At 54.3% G+C, this 18,900-nt stretch carries 17 protein-coding genes and 1 pseudogene; 8 read left to right on the top strand and 10 right to left on the bottom strand.

Going from position 1 to position 18,900, the window contains the following annotated elements:
• Positions 1–40 precede the first annotated feature (40 nt).
• From ACXJJA_RS04780 to ACXJJA_RS04760, 5 genes and pseudogenes are all read right to left on the bottom strand, one after another.
• Positions 41–1,831 (bottom strand): annotated as a pseudogene (locus ACXJJA_RS04780) (preprotein translocase subunit SecD family protein).
• Positions 1,821–2,825 carry a protein translocase subunit SecF gene (locus tag ACXJJA_RS04775; RefSeq protein WP_456487082.1) on the bottom strand — a complete coding sequence of 335 codons (1,005 nt, stop codon included), beginning with the start codon at positions 2,823–2,825 and terminating at the stop codon, positions 1,821–1,823. The pseudogene ACXJJA_RS04780 and the gene ACXJJA_RS04775 overlap by 11 nt, the downstream one beginning before the upstream one ends.
• 19 nt (positions 2,826–2,844) lie before the next feature.
• Positions 2,845–4,008 carry a CaiB/BaiF CoA transferase family protein gene (locus ACXJJA_RS04770; RefSeq protein WP_456487081.1) on the bottom strand — a complete coding sequence of 388 codons (1,164 nt, stop codon included), beginning with the start codon at positions 4,006–4,008 and terminating at the stop codon, positions 2,845–2,847.
• A 9-nt stretch (positions 4,009–4,017) separates the two neighbouring features.
• Positions 4,018–4,239: a hypothetical protein gene (locus ACXJJA_RS04765; RefSeq protein ID WP_456487080.1), complete on the bottom strand. Its 222-nt coding sequence runs from the start codon at positions 4,237–4,239 to the stop codon at positions 4,018–4,020.
• 49 nt (positions 4,240–4,288) lie between these two features.
• The gene (locus ACXJJA_RS04760; protein ID WP_456487079.1) at positions 4,289–4,747 is read right to left on the bottom strand and encodes a 30S ribosomal protein S15; all 459 of its coding nucleotides are present in this window, start codon (positions 4,745–4,747) and stop codon (positions 4,289–4,291) included.
• A 143-nt stretch (positions 4,748–4,890) separates the two neighbouring features.
• On the opposite strand from ACXJJA_RS04760, the gene ACXJJA_RS04755 reads away from it, so the two are divergent.
• From ACXJJA_RS04755 to ACXJJA_RS04740, 4 genes are all read left to right on the top strand, one after another.
• Positions 4,891–6,288 (top strand): sodium:solute symporter family protein, encoded by a 1,398-nt coding sequence (locus ACXJJA_RS04755; protein WP_456487078.1) that lies wholly within the window; start codon positions 4,891–4,893, stop codon positions 6,286–6,288.
• A gap of 96 nt (positions 6,289–6,384) precedes the next feature.
• Positions 6,385–7,551, top strand: a complete 1,167-nt coding sequence (locus ACXJJA_RS04750) for an ABC transporter substrate-binding protein (protein ID WP_456487077.1) — start codon at positions 6,385–6,387, stop codon at positions 7,549–7,551.
• Between the two features lie 60 nt (positions 7,552–7,611).
• The gene (locus ACXJJA_RS04745; RefSeq protein WP_456487076.1) at positions 7,612–8,382 is read left to right on the top strand and encodes an ABC transporter permease; all 771 of its coding nucleotides are present in this window, start codon (positions 7,612–7,614) and stop codon (positions 8,380–8,382) included.
• A 70-nt stretch (positions 8,383–8,452) separates the two neighbouring features.
• Entirely contained in the window at positions 8,453–9,208 is a 756-nt protein-coding gene (locus ACXJJA_RS04740; protein ID WP_456487101.1) for an ABC transporter ATP-binding protein, read from the top strand.
• Between the two features lie 45 nt (positions 9,209–9,253).
• Here ACXJJA_RS04740 and cfbD read toward each other — a convergent pair whose 3' ends face one another.
• Genes cfbD through ACXJJA_RS04720 form a run of 4 tightly spaced genes read right to left on the bottom strand, consistent with a single transcriptional unit; the run spans position 9,254 to position 13,135 of the window.
• Complete coding sequence (cfbD, locus tag ACXJJA_RS04735) at positions 9,254–10,432, bottom strand: Ni-sirohydrochlorin a,c-diamide reductive cyclase catalytic subunit (RefSeq protein WP_456487075.1); 1,179 nt, start codon at positions 10,430–10,432, stop codon at positions 9,254–9,256.
• Positions 10,413–11,786, bottom strand: coding sequence for a coenzyme F430 synthase (gene cfbE, locus ACXJJA_RS04730; protein ID WP_456487074.1), 1,374 nt, complete (start codon positions 11,784–11,786; stop codon positions 10,413–10,415). Before cfbE ends, cfbD begins: the two co-directional genes overlap by 20 nt.
• Positions 11,743–12,438, bottom strand: coding sequence for an HAD family hydrolase (locus ACXJJA_RS04725; protein WP_456487073.1), 696 nt, complete (start codon positions 12,436–12,438; stop codon positions 11,743–11,745). The genes cfbE and ACXJJA_RS04725 overlap by 44 nt, the downstream gene beginning before the upstream one ends.
• Before the next feature lie 4 nt (positions 12,439–12,442).
• Complete coding sequence (locus tag ACXJJA_RS04720) at positions 12,443–13,135, bottom strand: DUF5402 family protein (RefSeq protein ID WP_456487072.1); 693 nt, start codon at positions 13,133–13,135, stop codon at positions 12,443–12,445.
• Between the two features lie 183 nt (positions 13,136–13,318).
• Here ACXJJA_RS04720 and ACXJJA_RS04715 point away from each other — a divergent pair, with 183 nt between their 5' ends.
• The 4 genes from ACXJJA_RS04715 (at position 13,319) to ACXJJA_RS04700 (ending at position 18,520) form a co-directional block, all read left to right on the top strand.
• Complete coding sequence (locus ACXJJA_RS04715; protein ID WP_456487071.1) at positions 13,319–15,034, top strand: phospholipid carrier-dependent glycosyltransferase; 1,716 nt, start codon at positions 13,319–13,321, stop codon at positions 15,032–15,034.
• A complete protein-coding gene (gene tmk / locus ACXJJA_RS04710; RefSeq protein WP_456487070.1) occupies positions 15,013–15,660 on the top strand; it encodes a dTMP kinase in 648 nt (215 codons plus the stop codon). The genes ACXJJA_RS04715 and tmk overlap by 22 nt, the downstream gene beginning before the upstream one ends.
• 315 nt (positions 15,661–15,975) lie before the next feature.
• Positions 15,976–17,424, top strand: coding sequence for a type I glutamate--ammonia ligase (glnA, locus tag ACXJJA_RS04705; protein ID WP_456487069.1), 1,449 nt, complete (start codon positions 15,976–15,978; stop codon positions 17,422–17,424).
• Between the two features lie 7 nt (positions 17,425–17,431).
• Complete coding sequence (locus ACXJJA_RS04700; protein WP_456487068.1) at positions 17,432–18,520, top strand: M24 family metallopeptidase; 1,089 nt, start codon at positions 17,432–17,434, stop codon at positions 18,518–18,520.
• Positions 18,521–18,639: 119 nt separating this feature from the next.
• Here ACXJJA_RS04700 and ACXJJA_RS04695 read toward each other — a convergent pair.
• Positions 18,640–18,900, bottom strand: a 261-nt coding sequence (locus tag ACXJJA_RS04695) for a hypothetical protein (RefSeq protein ID WP_456487067.1), incomplete at its 5' end; no start/stop codon positions are given.

Raw genomic sequence — 18,900 nt, 5'->3', positions numbered from 1 at the left:
GCACCTGTGCAGAGTGTTTGCCACTGCTGCATGCGTGGGGTCAGGCGATTTCTTGTATAATTCTCGCATACGCGGGTCTTGTAATGAGCACGCCTATCAGTATTCCGACGATGGTAATGATTGCAAAGCCACGGAGCGTGCCGAGCGCCATGAGCGCTAAAGCGAGCATCGCAACCGCCGTCGTAGCCGCAGATGCGAATATTATGTTGAAAGCCTCAGCGACCCGTCGCAGGTAGACCTTTACGGGCGTTTTTCCCTTTTTCTTTTTCGTCGGTGGCGTTGCAGCGGCGCCACTTCAAACTTCGTCGGTGATTATGACAAACTGGTCGACGCCGGTTCCGATGACTGCGATGATGCCGGCGACACTTGGCAGATCGAGCTGCCAGCCGGTGGCAGCTGCGAAGCCCAGAATGATAATGACCTCGCAAATTAACGTCATAAGCATCGGGAGCACGATCCGCCCATTCCGATAACGCACGTAAACAACAAGCGCCACGAGCATGAAGGCAAGAGCGGCGGCGAGAGCTGCCTCTCGGCGGAACTTCTCGCCGAGCGGCGCCGGAACTTCGCCCGAGCCTATGATTTCAACGGGCACGGGCAACGCCCCTGCCTTCAGGTGGATTATCAGCTCCTTTGCTGCCCGTCGCCCATCTTCGCCCTCACCGGTCTCTGCAATCAAGTTATAAACGGGACGTGTCTTCAGCTCGTTTGCGAGGTCTGAAGAAAGCGGCGCACTGTATATTACAACGTCGTCAAGAAGCATCGCAAGCTCGTGACGCTCAGGGTCATCCACCGCTCCGTATTTTATGCATGCATCCTGCAGGGCGGCGGCGCCCTCCCTCGTCAACGTGAATGGCGCACCCCAACGCTCGACGTCGTCGCTACGTCGCTGCTGCGGCATGGCGCTGACGCTCGCAATACCCTCGTCGCCGTAAAGAACGTGCACCGTTATGTTTTTGATTTCTTCGAGCCGCATGCCCTTCTTGATTTCGCCAGCCTCACCTGCCGTCTGTATTCTTATCTCGAACTTTCCGGGCTTCCCTATGAGCTTACGGGCGGTTGCTATGTCCACGCCTGCGAGGTCTATCAGGATTATGTCGGTGCCGACCGTCCTTATCGGAATATCCCGCAGCCCCAGCATGTTCAGCTTCGTCTCCATGATTTCCTTCGCCAAATCCCTCGTTCCGGGCGTCACGCCCTCCACAAAAAATTCCATGCCACGCTCGTCACGCCCGATGCTCGCATTCACAGCATCAAGCACGTTCTCCAGCTCTTCCTTCGAAACGAGCTTCCTTATTTCGTAAATCTCGACGCCTCGATAAACTGCAGGCTCAACATCTGCACCCAATGCATCCTCCAAATACCTTGTCACGACATAGCCCTCATCTGCCGTTATCGTAATTCTCGTGATGTTTCCAGTTTCCGTGACATTTTCCGGCGGCGCCGATAACCGCTCGATGGAAATGCTGCCGATATTCAGCGCTTCAAGCTCTTCATTGGTTAGAATTGCCGCAGTCTCAAGAACCACAGCGGTCTCGTTCTCTGCCACTATTTCTACGGATGTGTTCTCGCCTCTCTCCCTCAAAAGTCCCAGAATCTCGTGTTTTATAATTTCGCCTTTGTCTGCTTCAACCTTCACGAGAACGCCCTCAAGCTTCAGTTGCAAGTAGGAGCCGCCGACTAAATCCAAACCAAATTTCAGGTTCCCGTTAGTGCCTGCCCCTACGGGTGGCGGCGGATAAACGTAAATCACGAACAACGACAATAACACAAAAACCAAGAAAACCAACACCCGCACATCTCTAAGCAAGCCGCCACGCTCACTTACCACGCCGCACACCTCCCCTTTGCGGCTTTGCCGCCTTCTCCACTCTCGCTGTTTTTGCGTCCTTCCGCCGCTCTGCAGGCGCACGAGCAGCCGCCCGTTCGCCAAGATAAAAGCGGAGGACGCCGGCGTTGAACATCCATGTGTTCATCAAGTCTGCAAAAAGCCCGAAGATGAGCACGATGGAAATATCTCTGAGCAGCGGTATCGGCGCATAGTATTCCGAAAACAAGGACATACACGCTGCCACGACGAACATTGCGAAGACGGCAGAAAGCGTCGTCGAGGTCATGGTCAGCCCTGTTCGCATTGCTTCCTTTAATCTCTCAAGAACCTTCAGCATACCGCTTTTCTTACTCCTACCCGTCACGGGACTTGAGCGTAAGAGTTTTGTCGTCAGGAGTATGTTGCTGTCCACGGAGTAGCCGATGAGCATGAGAAGCGCAGCGACCGTTCCCAAGGAAAGCTCTAAACGCACTAAATTCAAGCATGCAGCCGCGATTATGATGTCGGACACTGCGCAGAAAACGATTGCTGCGGCGGGCACGGGCGTTCTGAAAACTATGAAAATGACTATCGCCATCAGCAAGAACGCAATCACGAGCGCTTTGACCGTTTGTGCTTGTGCTTCCTTGCCGAACAGCGGACTTACGTCCTTTATTTCGTAATCGGGGTAGCTGGTGACGAGCTGGATGAGTTTCTCCTTCTCCTCATTGCTCATCGGTCCGAACTGCAAGATTTTCTCGTCGCCTGCCTCTCGGATGATGACGTTCGGGAACTCTGAGAATTTTGCAAGGAGTTCGTCTTTGCTCTCCGCCGTCGTGATTCTCACGAGTGTGCCGCCCGTGAAGTCCATGCCGAGCTTGACTGGCGTCCCGAAGGCGAGTTGTGAATATGCAAGCACGCTCGCCGCCAGCAGCAACACAATTAACGGGACCACAACGAGCCTCTTTGCGTCAAACCCCGTAACCCTCTCGACTACAGCGTCCAGCAGCGGCATCGGCACTTCCCTCTAAAGGCTACACAACTCCTTCTTCTTTCAGCTTTTTCATCTCATCCTCGCTGTAACCTAATTCCCTTAAAATCTCGTCGGTATGCTCGCCGAGCACCGGCGGCGGCGTTCTTATTTCACGACAGTCAAATCCCGAAAATCTTATCGGGAAAACTATTTGTTTCAGCTTTTCTCCCTGCCGCTCTATTTCTGTGAGCAGACCACGATGTTTGATCTGGGGGTCTGAAAATACTTCGTTCAGCCTGTAAACAGGGGCGCACGGCACCTCTGCCGCCCTCAAAATGCGCACCCACTCGTCCCTGCTTTTCTCCTTGAAGATGCGTCGTAATTCATTCAAAACGAGCTCCCGCCGCTCGCCTTTCGCATACTGGTCGTTGATAAGGTCGTTACGGCGGAGCACCTTGCATAGATTCTCCCAGAACCACGTCTCGACGATGCCAAGTGAGATATAGCCATCTTTCGTCTCGAAGATGCCGTAACCCAACGAGTCGCCGACGACGACGTGCTCAGGCATCGTTTCACGGCGGTCTGCGAAGTATGCGGAAAAGTGCATGCTCATCCAAGAAAGGACTCCATCAACCATGGAAACGTCGATGTAAGTGCCCATCCCCGTCTTTTCTCTGTAAAGTAGCGCCGCCAGTATGGAGAAAGCGGCGAACATCGAGCCACAGAGGTCTGCGATGAGCAAGCTCGCAGAGCATGGCCTTTCGTTTAAGCCGAGAACGCCCGCATATGATAAATAGTCTATGTTATGCCCGACGACGTCCTTGTAAGGGCCGTCCTGCCCGAATCCTGAAATCGAGCAATATATGATCCTGGGGTTTATCTTCTTAACATCCTCGTAGCCAACGCCCAAACGGTCAACGACGCCTGGTCTGAAGCCCTCCATGACGACATCCGCACCCTTCGCTAACTTGTAGAATATTTCCTTTCCCTTCTCGGCTTTCAGGTTTAAAGTGATGCTCTTCTTGTTCCTGTTCATTCCCAAGAAGCCCGCCCCTTCCCCTTTTACGAGCGGCGGGAGCCTCCTTGCATAATCGCCGCCGCCCTTCCGCTCAACTTTTATGACCTCAGCGCCGAGGTCTGCGAGTAGCATCGAACAATAGGGTCCTGGGAGGAACTGCGTCAAGTCTATGATTCTAACTCCCTCTAAAGGACGTTTCGCCGACATTTTTCGCCACTACTCACTACCGGTGTCCGCAGCCGCCGCTTCCTTCTTTTCTCTTAACCTGTCTCTGACGTCACTCACGCCTATCATCAGGAAAATAACGCCGACGAGCAGCACTGCAACGCCCACGACGCCCTCCAGCACCATTAAAAATTGCTGCCTGAACACATAGATGCCAAAGGCGCCGAGCGCCATCAAAAGCAGCCCGCCCAAGAGGCTTGCATACGGGTTCATCTCACCACCACCGTTTATTCTACTCGCAACACATTTAAAAGTTTTGAAGTTATGCCCTAAGGAGGATTTCCGCAGTCTCAGGCTTGTATTCCCAGTCCGCCGGCAGCACCTTCTTACGCTTGTAATACTTAACGAGCCTCCGTATCTTCGACTCTGTGAGCTGCAACGCCCTTTTATTATGCAAGTCTTTTCTGTGCAGCTCCAGATGCTTCCGCAGCCGTATAGCCTTTTTTATCAAGTTCTGCAGGTCTTCGGGGACTTTAGAGGCGACGTTGTATTCTCTCAAAATTTGAGTCATCTTCTTGCCAGTAACCAAACGGACATCGGGCACGCCGTAGCAGTCTCTGAGGACCATCCCTATGACGCTTGTCGAGTATCCTTGCTTGTATAGCTCGATGATGCGTTCTTCTATCTCTTCGGGCGTAATCTGCAACCATTCTGGTGGCTTCTTCCGCAACGGCGGCTTTGAGCCCGATCTCCCCCTACGTCTTGCGTAAATCCTCGCCATTTCTCATCACGTCCTCTTCCTCTCTCGCAATTAAAAATGTTTTGGATGGTAAATATGAGCGGGGCAGCTGCTTACTGCCCCATAAGACTCTATATTGCACATAACGACAAATATATAAACGCACGAGGCGTCCTAATGTAAGGATGCAAAACATCGTGCTTTCCATAGTCGTGGCGTATTTGGGCGTCTGCATGCTCATCGGGCTTTATGGGAAGAAGCTGACAAAGTCCGCCGAGGATTTCGACGTGGGCGGCAGGCGGCTTCCATGGTGGGTGGCGTCGCTCTCGATTGCGGCGACGCTCGTCGGCTCCGGCGTAACGATTGGTGTCGGCGAGCTCGGCTACAAAGTTGGAATCTCGGGGGTGCTCTACCCGTTGATTCTCGGCGTCGCTTTGATTTTGAGCATGTGGCTCGCCGCCGCTCGTTTCAGACGCACCAACGCCATAACACTGCAAGAGGTGCTGGAGCGGGACTACGGCGTCGAAGCTCGGGCGCTTGTTGCCCTTGTAATGATACTGTCGCTCATTCCGGCGGTCGCAGCACAATTTCTGGCTGCCGGCGCCATTCTGTCTGCGATGACAGGTTTGGACATCGGAATAAGCATCGTGGTCACCGCTGCAATAATCACGCTCTACATTTTCATCGGCGGGATGTGGGCGGTGGCGCTGACGGACACACTTCAGATGATTGTGATATATACGGGCTTGGGGCTGCTCACTGCGCTCATCGCCACCGGCGGCTTCTCATCACAGCTCTCGCAACTGCCGCCGAGCTACTGGGACTGGACTGCTGCGGGTCCCGTGCGCATCAGCTCCTACGTAGCGTGCCTACTCATGTTTGTTTACGTCAGCCAGCCGTGGCTGCAGAGATGTGCGGCGGTGCGGACGCCTGAGGACGCTACGAAGGCGGGCGTCATCGCCGGGCTGCTAATCTTCCCGATAGGCTTCTTTGCGGTTTCTGCTGGGCTGCTCGCCAGAGTACTGCTGCCGAACACCGAGCCGATACTTGCGGTGCCGCAGGTCATGCTTACGGTCTTTCCGCCTGCTGTGGGCGCACTTTTCTGCGCCGCCATCATAGCAGCGTGCATGTCCAGTACCGACTCTTGGATTCATTCCTGCACGACAATGCTCGTCCGGGACTTCTACCAGCGGCTCATAAACCCTCAAGCTTCAGATGAAAAGATTCTCAAAATCTCAAGGCTCATTACCATCGTGATTGGACTCTTGGGCTTGCTCCTCGCATTGACAATTCGAGAGGAAGTCGTCATGCTCGTTCTGCTCTTTCTGGCGCCCAGCGCCCTTTACATCGGACCGCTTCTCGTTTCATGGTTTTCACGGCGGAGGAAGCTGAAGAGACGAGCAGGCTTCGCAATCATGCTCGCGGTGAGCGTGCTCGGCATCGTCTTGACGGTCCTGATGCTGTTTAACAAGCCGCCGCAGATTTTTGGCATGCACGCCGCACTGCCTACGGTCATTATCGCATACGTGCTCACGTTGATGCTCCTTTATCTACCGTGGACGTCAGAGGAGAAGTTGAATTGACAAGTTGCCGAAAAAGGTGTGCGCTGCTGCAATTTTCCCAATTAGGCAAATAATTGCACATCGGGGCGAACATTTATATGAGAGGGGGTGTTTATAATGATGATGCGTGTAGGATTCGTGGTGGTAGCCGCCCTCCTGCTCGTATCCTTTACGCTTGGCTGCGTGGAGAGGACGCCACCACCGGTGGCGCCTTCCCCGGCAACGTCTCCAGCGACAGGGCTCACAGAGTTGAAAATCGGATGGCAACCGGCGTTCGAGCACGTCGCCGTCCCCATAATCCTGGAGAAGGGCTGGTTGGAAAATGAGCTTGGGGTTCCGGTCAGTGAGATGCTCTTCACGGGCGGCGGCGCCGAGGAGTTTCAGGCGTTCAGAGCTGGCGAAATCGACGTGGCGGTCGGTGGCGTCGCCCCCGCAATCTCGACAATCGCCAACGAATACGAGAAGGGGCATAAGGTCGTGGCGGCGGTCGGCATGGACATCGCAACGCTCTCGATAAGAGCGACGGACGGCGTCCCCGACTTTTACTGGAATTATTCAGACCCTGCAGGTTCGATTTTAAAATTTGAGATGGAGCAAGGCAGACCGATGAAAATAGGCGTCTGGGGCGGTCCCGGTTCCATACAGTGGACAATAATGACGGACTGGCTCCTAGCGCACGGTATAGACCCTGAGCATGACGTCGAGATCAAGACAGGCGGCATCGTTCTAATGGAGTGGCTACGTTCCAAGGTAATAGATGCGGCGGTGATAGGCGCCGAGCTTGACGACCTTATGATTCAACAGGGCTACGGCATCCCCGTCCTCTGGATTTCGAAGGAGTGGGCAGAGCTTAAGGGCTACGAACATTCGCCGTGCTGCGTCGTGACGGTGCGTGGCGACCTCTTGCGGGAGCATCCCGAAGTCGTGAGCGCCGTCGTGAGCGCCTTCATTCGAGCGCAAAGATTCGCCTACGAGCATCCCGACGAGGCTATCGGCATTCTTGATAAACACATGCCTGAGAGCGTGAAGCTGGCGTTTGGCGGCGAAGACATCTGGCTGCCAGCAGTAAATGCGTCGCTCAGCCACTACCTCGGGCTGAACGCCACGTATTTGGGGTTGCGGTGCGAAGGGCAGCTCGTCCCTGATGCCGACCCGCATCTGATAAGCGGCTGCGCCCTGGAGTTTGCGGGGGCGCTGAGGGATGCAGGTGCAATAACCCGGGGGTTGTCAGAAGGGGACATCTTCGATTATAGCTTCTACGACGAGGCTATCAAGACAGTTTAGGCGGCGTGGCGGGTGAAAAGCTTGCAGCACCAAGAGTGGATGTCGAGAAGAGGGGTAGTTATGACTCTACGAGGTTTCAGGGGGGATCGAAGATGGCTGGGAGTTCTCACCCTCGTAGTAATCTTTGCGCTCTGGCAGCTCCTGCCTTCCTACGGCGTTCTGGATAAGTATCTGTTCCCACCACCGAGTGTCATCGTCAATGACGGTTTCTTGCCCTGGTTCGAGAGAACTTTCGTGAGCGACGTGCTCTACAGCCTCCTGCACTGGGCTACCGGGCTTGCGCTTGGCTTCGTCGCTGGCTTCGCCCTCGGCATCACAATGGGCTGGTATCGGGTGGTGGACAGCATTTTTTACTACCTCATAGAGCTCGTCCGTCCGATTCCGCCGATTGCTTGGATTCCAGCGATGATAATATGGTTAGGCATTGGACACAGAACTGCGTCCGCCATCATTTTCATCGGCGCCTTCTTCCCGGTGCTGATAAACTGCTACAGCGGCGCCCGCAACGTGGACCCCGTGCTAATAGATGCCGCTAAGGTTTTAGGCACTCGAAACATTTTGCTAAAGGTCGTCATCCCGTATGCAACGCCTTTCATCCTCACAGGCTTGCGAATTGCAATTGCGGCGTGCTGGATGTGTGTTGTCGCTGCCGAAATGTTCGGAACGACACGCTACGGGCTCGGCTGGACTCTCTTCCTCGCAATGAGCTGGGGGAGGATGGACCTAGTCTTTGCCGGGATGATAACTTTTGGCGTCATCGGGCTGGTAATGGACGTGGCATTCCGGCGGTTTGAACGCTGGATTTTGCGCTGGAAGCCGTTGGCGAGGTGAGAGCTTGACTTAACGGGGTGAGAGCGTGGCTGCAGAGAAAATAAAGGTCAAGAATCTGCGCAAGGTCTTCATGACGAGGGATGCAAACAACGTCGTCGCACTCGACGACGTCAGCTTCTCCGTGCGTGAGGGCGAGTTCGTGTGCATCGTCGGACCTTCGGGCTGCGGGAAGACCACACTCCTCAGAATCATCGCCGGCTTGGAACGCCCGACGAGCGGCAGCGTCACGCTCGACGGAAAGCCGGTCTCCGCCCCCGGAAAAGACCGCTGCATGGTTTTTCAGGAGTATGCGCTTTTCCCATGGCGCACCGTCCTCAAGAACATCACTTTCGGACTCGAAAACCTCAAAATTCCAAAGGACGAGCGGCTGCGGATTGCCAAGCGATATATCGAGCTCGTGGGGCTTCAGAGCTTCGAGGAAAGATACCCACATGAGCTTTCCGGCGGCATGCGGCAGCGTGTCGGCATCGCAAGAGCGCTGGCAATCGAGCCTGAGGTGCTGCTAATGGACGAGCCTTTCGGGAGCCTCGACGCCCAGACGCGAAACATGCTGCAGATGGAGCTTCTGGAAATCTGGAGCAAGACGCAGAAGACTATTCTATTCGTGACGCACAGCGTCGACGAAGCAGTCTTCCTCGCTGATAAAATCGTGGTGCTCAGCGCCAGACCCGCAGTCGTCAAGGAAATTTTAGAAGTGGACCTAGGCAGGATGCGGGACAGAACGAGCCTGGAGTTTAACGAAATTCGCTCTAAAGTCCTCAAAATACTACAAAAAGAATCGGAAAAGGCGATGGAGCTTGAAAAAGTAGCAGGGACACAAGCTTAAAGTGGCAAGGCTTGAAGCGTCAAGGACACAACAACCTCCGAGCAGCTAAGCGTCAGCACGGGCAGTGCCTCGCAGCGCCACCCCGAATTCTGATTCTACGAGCTTGTTGACGCCGACAACCTTAGAATGAGCGTCAAGCTCCACGATTATCCTATCGTATCCGAGCCTTCTCAGCGGAAGCACTTCCCTCGGACCGTTCGTGACTGCGACTTTTAAAGCTTCGTCGCACTTTTGCGAGGTGGTGACTGCGTGCGGGTTCCCGATGCAAACAAGAACATCGGCAGCGTAACGCTGCAAAATGCGGGCAGCTTCCTCACCGGCGAAGGAATAATCGTCAAGCCCGCCTGTGAAGTGGTCTATTCTCACGCCCCGCCCTTCAAGCTCCTTTAAAATGTTTTCAGCGTGCATTCTTATACGTGGCAGCCCCTGCTCCGGGTCAAGGTTCGCGATGTTCACGACGGCGGTGTCGCAAAGCGTCGCAACTTCGTTCACCGCAAGCAGAACGTCCGCAAAAATATAACCAAGCTCCTTCTTTGCGTTGAGCACGCAAACGACCTTTGCATCGGAAACTTCGCCAGCGTCGGCTGCATCGGAAGCTGTATCAGCGGCATTAGCGTAGGATAAAGCCCACAACCTCTTAAAAATTTCTCTTGCAACTCGTTCTTTATTGTCACCACGACTTGGCGGTATATATTCGAAGGACGCCATGCCCCGCTCCTTCTCTATTTTGGTAGCCTTTTTCAGAAGGTTCTTCTGCCGTTCCAGCTCACGAGAGTCGAGCAAGCCCTCCTCGAAGGCAGCCTCTAACGCCTTTATGGCGCCGACGGTGTTGTCCGGGAAGCCACAGTGCACCTCCACGACCACGATTTTCGTATTTGCGTCGTAGGACGCCCGAAATTCCTCGCAGACGCCCTGCATGTCCTCCCCAATAATCATGCTTGCGCACGTTCCGACAACGCCCACGAGCTTGAAAGAAAATTGCTCGGTTACCTTTTTAAGGACGTCCAAGAGTTTTTCCCGGCCTCCGAAGATGTAGTCTTGTTCGGTCATCGCAGTCGTGAAGACTCGGACGCCGTCGTCTTCCAGCATCCTCGCAGTCTTGAAATTACAACCCGTCGGACCGTGCAGGATGATGGCTTCGACGCCCAAGTCTCGCAGCGTATACATTGCGGCGGCTATTGCGTTCGGTCTCGGGTGCAAGACTTCAAACTCCAACTTCACCATCCCCAAATACCGTCCTCGAATCCTTCAAGGCAAATAGCACCACAGCGTCCTCGTTAAGTTTCTGCATCATCTCTGATATTTCTTTCTCGGTCAGGAGCGCTCCCGCAGCGCCCAGCTCTTTAAGTTTTCGTCCCACCTTGCCGACGAGGAAAACCTCAAACCCCTCAAACCTCCCAACCGCATCCAACATCTCCTCGTAGCGTAGCTGCGAGCAACTACCCCTGCCATCGCCGCCGAGCACGACGACGGCTCTTGCTTTCCCCTCCATTTCCTTAATGTTCAAAGCCTGCCGCATCGCATTCTCAAGCGACGCCGCATCGAGCGCAGGATTCGCATCCTCCAAAAATATGACGTTACCCCAGCGAAGGCACCGCATCCTCCCCGGAACGCCCCTACTCCTTTTTATGCCCCGCTTCACGGAAGAAAGGCTTGCACCAAGTAGTAAGGAAGTGAAAGCCGCTGCCAGCACGTTTTCAATATAACCCGCAGAGATGTGAGGGTTTGAAAAAAACTCGGTCTGCACCTCTTCGAAGCCGTCAGCCGCTGCATCGAGTAACGCCGCCCACGCTTCCGTGTCGTCGTAGAGGAGCGTTCGCGGCGTAGTTATCTCTCCACTGCTGCGGAGGAATGCCTCGTAACGTCTGTAAGCTCTTTTGTTCAGGATGATATTTTTGGAGCGTAATGCCGTAAACAACTTGGCGGTTGTGGCGCTCAGCCCACCTGCCGCAATTTTGTAATCGGGCTCCAGCGTCGTCAGCACGCTCACATCCGCCGCTCCTGTAAATCCTAGAGAGATTTCAAAAATGAAAACTTCAACCCCCAACCCCTCGGCAAGCTCCAACACGCTCAGGACATTCGCCGGCGTTATGTCCGCTCTTCCTCTTAATTTGCGTTTGTCGCCGTCACTGCCGTAAAACACGCCTAAGCTGCTGGACATTAGCACCTTTTTGCCAGCCTCCCTGAGGATGTCGAACAAGAAAAACACCGTAGATGTTTTACCTTTGATACCTGTTACTTCCACGATTTTGCCATGCGGCTTCTTTTCTTCGAGCAAGACGCCCACGAGCTCGTGGTGCGAGGATATTTTACCGTCTGGGTGGGTATTTACGGGATTAAACACCGGAGAATGAACTGGTGAAAAAATGAAATCATAGGGCGAAGGGTCGTCCACGAAACGCTTAACTTCGACGCCGAGCTTTTCCAGGGACTCTTGCCGCTCCCTACTCAGCGTGCCGTAGATGTCGGCGGCGGCGACGCTCGCACAGGTTTCTAAAAGTGTCTCGGCGAGAATCACGCCGCCATGCGTCATGTCAACGACGAGCACGTCCTTGCCCCGCAGCTCCTTCAGTCTCACAATTGGATTTCGGCAACGTAAATGTTAAAACTTCACGCAAGTCGTAAATGACGAAGTCGGCGGCGCCCGACGCCAGAAGCGCATCGTCGGGACAAACGGCCAAGCCGAGTCCCGCCGCTCGTAAGAAGCTCGCATCGTATTTACTGTCGCCGACAGCAACCGTCTCCTCCATTTTTACGCCATGCTCAGCGGCTATGCGCCGCAGTAAGGCATCTTTCTTGCGGGGCTCCACTCGCACGACTCCCTCACCTGTCAAAAAACCCCCATCATCTATTTCCAAATCGTTAGCGACGAAAAAGTTCATGTTCAAGGCAGCAGCGACCTCAGCAGCGAGCATGTCGAGGCCACCTGTTATGATCCCGATTTTCACGTCGTGCGTCCTGAGCGTCTCAACCACGAATTCTGCATGCGGCATGAACTCGAAATCATCGAGGACCTTACATATTTCCGAGACATGGATTTTACTGTTGCGAGCTCGCAGCCAAGCATTGATGTCCCGCCGCATGAATTCGTCGTAGCTTATCTCCCCACGGTCATATGCCATTAAATTCTCTATGCTAACTTCTAAAGTGCCAAAATACTCATGCAGCTTGACCCACGAGTGCCCTCTGATGAGCGTGCCGTCCATGTCGAAAGCTACGAGCTTATACATTTTCTCAAAGCAAATGAAGCCCTCCCGTGAACTTTTCGCATCTTTCGCAGGTGTCCCTCGCCGTTATTCCAATAATATCCGAGGGCGTCGCCCCAAACCTCGCATACACTACCTTCGGCGTCACTCCCAAGCTCTGCGCCGCCGCTCTAAAATACTGGAATCCCGTCAAGTCCTGACGCCGCAAACCTCTTATGTTTGCGGAAAGCCCAACGCAGCCGCACCGCAGAGCGAAGACGCTAAGCTCCGACACGTATATAGGGAAGCCCGTGATTTTCCTTAACTCCTCCTCAACAGCTCCCCTACACCTCAAGACCGCATCTTTTTTAGCATGTCCCTTTCCGGATTTGCAGCTCTCGATGACGAAAACATCGGGCCATGGTCTTTCCGCCGCATACTCAGCCTCGCAACGCTCGCAAAAGTCGAGTATCTTTAGCTGCAAGACCTCAAAATTCTCGCCACGCTGAAAAGAGACGTTCTTCGGGACGACGCCGAGCTCGGCAGCGAGCTTCTTGAGTTTTTTTACGAACCCTTTAGCCTTCAGCAGCTCAACATCCTCAGCGCTGACGCCGAGCGGGAACACGGTCAGGGCGACGCACCCACACGCATTTGCCGAAAGTGCGAGCTGGTTTATAGCAGAACTTGCTAAAATCCTCCTAAGTTCTTTTTCCATGCCTTCTCTGTGCGCCCTCAACCCCATTTTCACAACATTGTTGCTGAACTATTTTTACCTTAAAGTTTGAGTTGGCTTGCGAGATATGGATGCGGGAGGGCGAGCAACGGTCGAGCCGTGAGTCGTAACACAACGCGGTAGCGTGTCGAATTAAACTTTTGGCAGCGAAAACCGTAAGTTTTCTTAGTAACCTCCCAAAAGGGAAGGAATATGAAGAGGCTTGAGGTTTTAGCAGTAGCGGCGCTTACCGCGGTTTTCATCTGCTCGGCGCTCGTGAACTTCGGCGCCTTGGAACTTCCACAAAGCCGATGGAAAGCCCCCGAGAACGCAAGCTTCTACTTGGATTTGGGCGGGAGCTGTGGAGTGAAGTGTGTTTACGTATTCCTAGGCGACGAACACAGAACGTGCTTCGACCTTTACGCCGGCGCCCCAGGGGGCTGGAGGCACGTGGGAAAATTGGACAAAAGCGGCGACTTCTGTAAGTGGGAGAAAGTGAATGTTGGGGAAGAGACAAGATTCCTAAAATTCGAATTTCAGAGCTCTGCGGGAGAAGTTGGCGAGGTCCTCGTCGTTTCTGAGGACGGTGAAAGGATAGGAATTAAAGGCGTCATCGGCTTGAACGGAACGGCGGGCGAGAGCCTTTCGCGCCTGATAGACGAACAAGACGTGGCGACCCCGCCGCTCACACAGAAATACGGCACGTATTTCGACGAAATTTACTTCGTGCGGACGGCATGGGAGTATTTGCACTCCGAGGAGCCATTCGAGTGGACGCATCCGCCGCTTAGCAAGCTAATAATTGCGTTGGGCATTCTGAGCTTCGGGATGTGTCCATTTGCGTGGCGTTTCTTTGGGCTGCTGGCGGCTGCCGCTTTGATTCCTCTGATGTTCTTTTTTGGGAGACGGCTTTTTAAGTCGTCGTTTGCAGGCGTGCTTTGCGCATTCCTCATGACTTTTGACTTTATGCACTTCACGATGGCAAGACTCGCCACCGGTGAGATCTTTATCCTCTTCTTCACAACGCTGATGTTTTTCTTCTTCTTCCGGTATTTCGACGAGGCTTTCGGCGGCGGCAGCAGCGTGCAAAGAAAAGGTGTGTCAAAGACGGCATTCCGCTCGCTCTTCCTGAGCGTCGTCGTGTTCGGATTGGCGCTCTCGACGAAGTGGAACACCATTTATGGCTTTGCTGCCGTGCTCGTCTTGCTCGTGCTGCTCTGGACGAGTAGGTCGGGCAGAGCAATGGCTAAGCAAAAAGCGGCGCTTGCAGTGGTTGCAGGGCTGCTTGTCGCCGCTTTGATCTATGTGTTGAGCTACGTGCCTTACATGCTTACTGGGCACGGCATTTACGACGTGCTCATGCTTCAGCGAAGGATGTATCTGTATCATGCAACGCTCACGGCGACGCACCCGTTCTCGTCGCCGTGGTGGAGCTGGTGGCTGATGACGAAGCCGCTCTGGCTCTACTTCAACGACTTGAACAGCAGCGTCTCGACAATAGTTTGTATGGGGAACCCCCTGATTTGGTGGGGGTCCATACCGTTCATGATGCTCTCGCTAGTCAAGCTCGTGAGGAGTAGGTTTTCGGATAAAGCAAGCGTTTTTATAACCATTCCATTTTTCCTGCAATGGCTTCCCTACGCCTCTATTTCGAGATGCCTCTTTATCTATCACTTCCTCCCAAACATCCCGTTCATGATATTCGCCACAGTTTACTGGCTGAATTGGCTGTGCGTCGGCAGTAGCAGTCCCTCTCTAAAAAGGTTAGGCAAAGTGTTCGTTGCGGTGTTCCTCGTCGCCGTCATTGTGTTTTTTGTGGTGTTTTATCCTGTTATTTCGGGGGTGCCCATCTCGCCTGAGTATAAGGAGTCGTTAAGATGGTTCGAATACAAGGAGGAGACAAAGGCATGGCTGGGCTGGGTCTTCTGAGAGAAAAAAGCTCTGAAAAAAAAGACAAGATGCCGTTCATAGTTTTTGAGGGCTTGGACGGCTCGGGGTTGACGACGCACGCTTTCGACCTGCACAAGTGGTTTGAGGAGAGGGGTTACGAGGTGTATTTGACTAAGGAGCCGACAGACGGCGTATTCGGCGGCTTGATACGGGGGGCGCTCAGAGGGGAGCTAAAAGTGAATGCGAAGGCATTAGCCCTCCTATTTGCGGCTGACCGTGCGCAGCATACTGAAATCATAAAAAAACTTACAAGCGGCGGCGTCGTGGTGATCTCCGATAGGTACAAGCTTTCGTCTTACGCTTACCAGTCCATAGAGGTGGATTTGGGCTGGCTGCGTAAGATAAACGAGGGGGCATTGACACCGGACGTGACGTTCGTGATAGACGTGCCACCGGCGGTCTGCATGCGCCGCTTACGGAAGGAGCGCTTTCACACTGAGCTTTATGAAGATGCAGAAACGCTTGAAAAGGTTAGAAAAAATTATCAAAGATTGGCGGAAGAAGAGGAGAACGTCGTCATAATCGACGGGAACCGCCCACAAGACGTGGTGAACAAGGAAATCTTCCAAAAAGTAAAAGAGTTGGAGCTTTTAGAGGGGCTTTAAACTTGTCACAAAGCCGCCAAGTGAGTTTTGGACAGCGTTCCACGAGTATTTAAAGGCAACGAGCGATTTGGGCGAGGTTCCGAAAGCACGTAACCATGAACGGCGTGATGGGATAAAGATAGCACCTTTCGGGGGAGCCTACGCCGCCGTAACGCTCAATCATTGGGTGGCAGGGCGTGCCCCACCTCTTGAAGCTCGACTTTAGTCTGGAAAAAAGATGTGCAGAACATTGTCATATTTTATATATGTCTAAAACGTCAATGTTGCAAAAAACTATTTATATGGGCAACGTTTAAACCCCCCGTGGGTGGGAAGATGGACATACGGGAGAAAGCGGTGGAAATGCTGAAAAGTGCGGACGTCAAGAACGTGCATTGCTTCTTCAGCGATGTGCGTGGCGTGCTGATGAGTTTCACGATCCCCGCAAGCGAATTTACCGAGGGCAACGCCTTCGACGGCATCGGCTTCGACGGCTCCTCCGTCCGAGGCTTCAGGTCCATCGAGGAGAGCGACATGATATGGATGCCTGACCCGACGATGCTGCGAGTGATTCCCTGGGTTGACGACCCGATACAGAAGTCGGCGTTCATGTTCGGCGACGTTTACGAGGCGTTCGGTGGCGGCGTTGCCGACTGTGACCCGCGGGGCTACGTCGCAAGGCGTGCCGTGAAAGAGGCTGAAAGCATGGGTTTCTCTGCGGTCTTCGGTCCTGAGATTGAGTTTTTCGTGTTCGAGCGGCTCGACCCGACGCAGCTCGTCTACGACCTTTTCGTCTCGCCTGCCGGTGGTGCGGGCGACTCCTGGGGACCGCCGAGAACAATGCCGAAGTCCCCGGAGCTCGAGCCCGGCGGCTTAATCGTCCGCCCGAAGGAGGGCTATTTCAGGGCGCCGCCCGAGGACTCGACGAACGAGTATCGGAACGAGCTTTGCTTCTACTTAAAAAAACTCGGCGTCGAGGTCGAATACCACCACCACGAAGTCGCAACCGCGGGTCAGGTGGAGCTGAACTACAAGCCGCAGCCGCTCGTGACGTGCGGCGACTTCGCCTACATCTACAAATTCGCCGCCCGTAATATCGCGAAGAAATACGGCTGGATCGCCACATTCATGCCAAAGCCTCTTTACTTGGACAATGCGTCGGGCATGCACACGCACCAGTCCATCTGGAAAGGCGGTGAGAACGTGATGTATGACGAGGACGACGAGTATGCTGAGCTTTCGCAGCTCGGGCGCTACTACGTCGGTGGGCTCCTCGAACACGCAAGAGCGCTAACTGCAGTCTGCTGCCCCACCGTGAACTCATATAAAAGGCTCGTCCCCGGCTTCGAGGCGCCGATTTACATCATGTGGAGCCGCAGGAACCGCTCGGCGCTTGTAAGAATCCCGGTTTACCACAAAGGGCGAGCGCACGCAAAGGCAAAACGAGCTGAGTATCGAGCGGTAGACCCCTCTTGCAACCCGTATCTTGCGTTCGCCTGCCAGCTTGCTGCGGGACTCGACGGCATAAAGCACAAGATTGACCCCGGCGACCCTGTTGATGAAGACGTTTACGAGCTGACACCGGAGCTCCGGCGGAAATACGGAGTGTGGGAGCTGCCGACGACGCTTAGAGAGGCTCTGGACGAGCTGACGACCGACGAAGTCGTTCAGAGAGCGCTCGGCTCACACATCTACGACAAGTTCGTGGAACTGAAGACGGATGAGTGGAACCAATACTGCCTCTACATCACGCCTTGGGAGATTATGAAGTATTTGGATTACTAATTTGGGCATGGCGCTGCTCATATTTGGGGACAGTGTGCGCAATGCCGATATGTATTACCTAACGAGGCTCCTCGCCCCCGACCCTTTTATCTATATACGAGGTGATGACGGCTCCGAGCTTCTAATCATCTCGCAGATGGAGGTCGAGCGTGCCCGGCAGGAGGCGAAGGTGAAGAACGTCCGTGCGTCGTCGGAATTCGGGAAGAAGGCTGAGGACGTCATCGCCGCCGCCCTCAAAGAGCTGGGCGTGAGAGCCGTAGAAGTTCCCAAATATTTCCCGCTGTGGCTTGCTGAGGAGCTGCGGCAGCGAGGCTTCGCCGTCACTCCGAAGTTTGACCACGTCGAAGCCAGAGAGGTGAAAAGCAGGCGTGAAATCTCTTTGATAAGGCAGGCGCAGCGTGCCTGCGAGGCAGCGATGCAACGCGTTCTTTCCGAAATCGAAAACGCACGAGTTAGGAACGGCGTGCTGGTCAGCGGACGCCGCACCTTAACTTCGGAACGCCTCAGGACGCTTGTCGCACACACGCTCCTTGATAACGGCTGCTTCGCCCACGACATCATAATCTCTTGCGGCAAGGACTCTGCAAACCCGCATTTCGCCGGCGCTGGCGCATTAAAGGCTGACGAACCGATAGTTCTGGATTTTGCCCCACAATTGCTCAAGGAACGGTATTTTTCGGATATGACGAGGACCGTCGTGAAGGTTGAAGGGGGCGTGCCGCTGAAGGTTAAAGAGATGTTCGAAGCGGTGCTTGAGGCGCAGAGAGGCGCTCTTGAGAAAATTAGGGCAGGCGTGCCGTGCAAGGAGGTTCACGATGCAGTTTGCGATTTTTTCGAAGAATTGGGCTATGGGACGCTCCGCAAGAACGCAAAAACCGGCTTCATACATTCGACGGGACACGGCGTCGGCATCGCCCTCCACGAGCCGCCCACGCTCGGCGACAACGAATACGTTCTGAAAAAGGGAAACGTCGTGACCGTAGAGCCGGGACTCTACGAGCCTGAGGTAGGCGGCGTTCGCCTCGAAGACGTCGTGGTCGTGCGGCAGGACGGCTGCGAAAACCTGACGAAGTTCGAAAAATGGCTTGAGCTTTAAGAAGACGCAGTGAGGATGCCGAAGCCCATGCGAATACGGAGGCACGTCCGAACGGCTTCTGTTGAAATTGGTGTTGAGGGGGCGCCCTTTATTAAGTGCGACGCTCAAGGGTGAGCTCTTCATGGCTGAAGCGGGCGCCTCATGCCTCTCGGCTCAGACTCCTTTGAGCCCGCTCCAGAGTCCTCGCCGAAAAATTGTAAAGGGATAAACGCATCGATTCCCTTCTCTACCTCTTTGACCTCTTCGTCATCCCCTGCCCTCGTGATGTACCTCCAATCCGCGCGATCCTCGCTTATCAATCCGGATTCGTCGAATAGTGCGACGTGCCACGATGCATTGAACGATAATCTCCACGCCGGAAGCCGCCAGCTGAGCGTGAA

It is taken from the genome of Candidatus Alkanophaga liquidiphilum (assembly GCF_053996935.1).
Note: the sequence above shows the minus strand (reverse complement) of the source record. Positions and strands in the feature narration are given on the sequence as shown.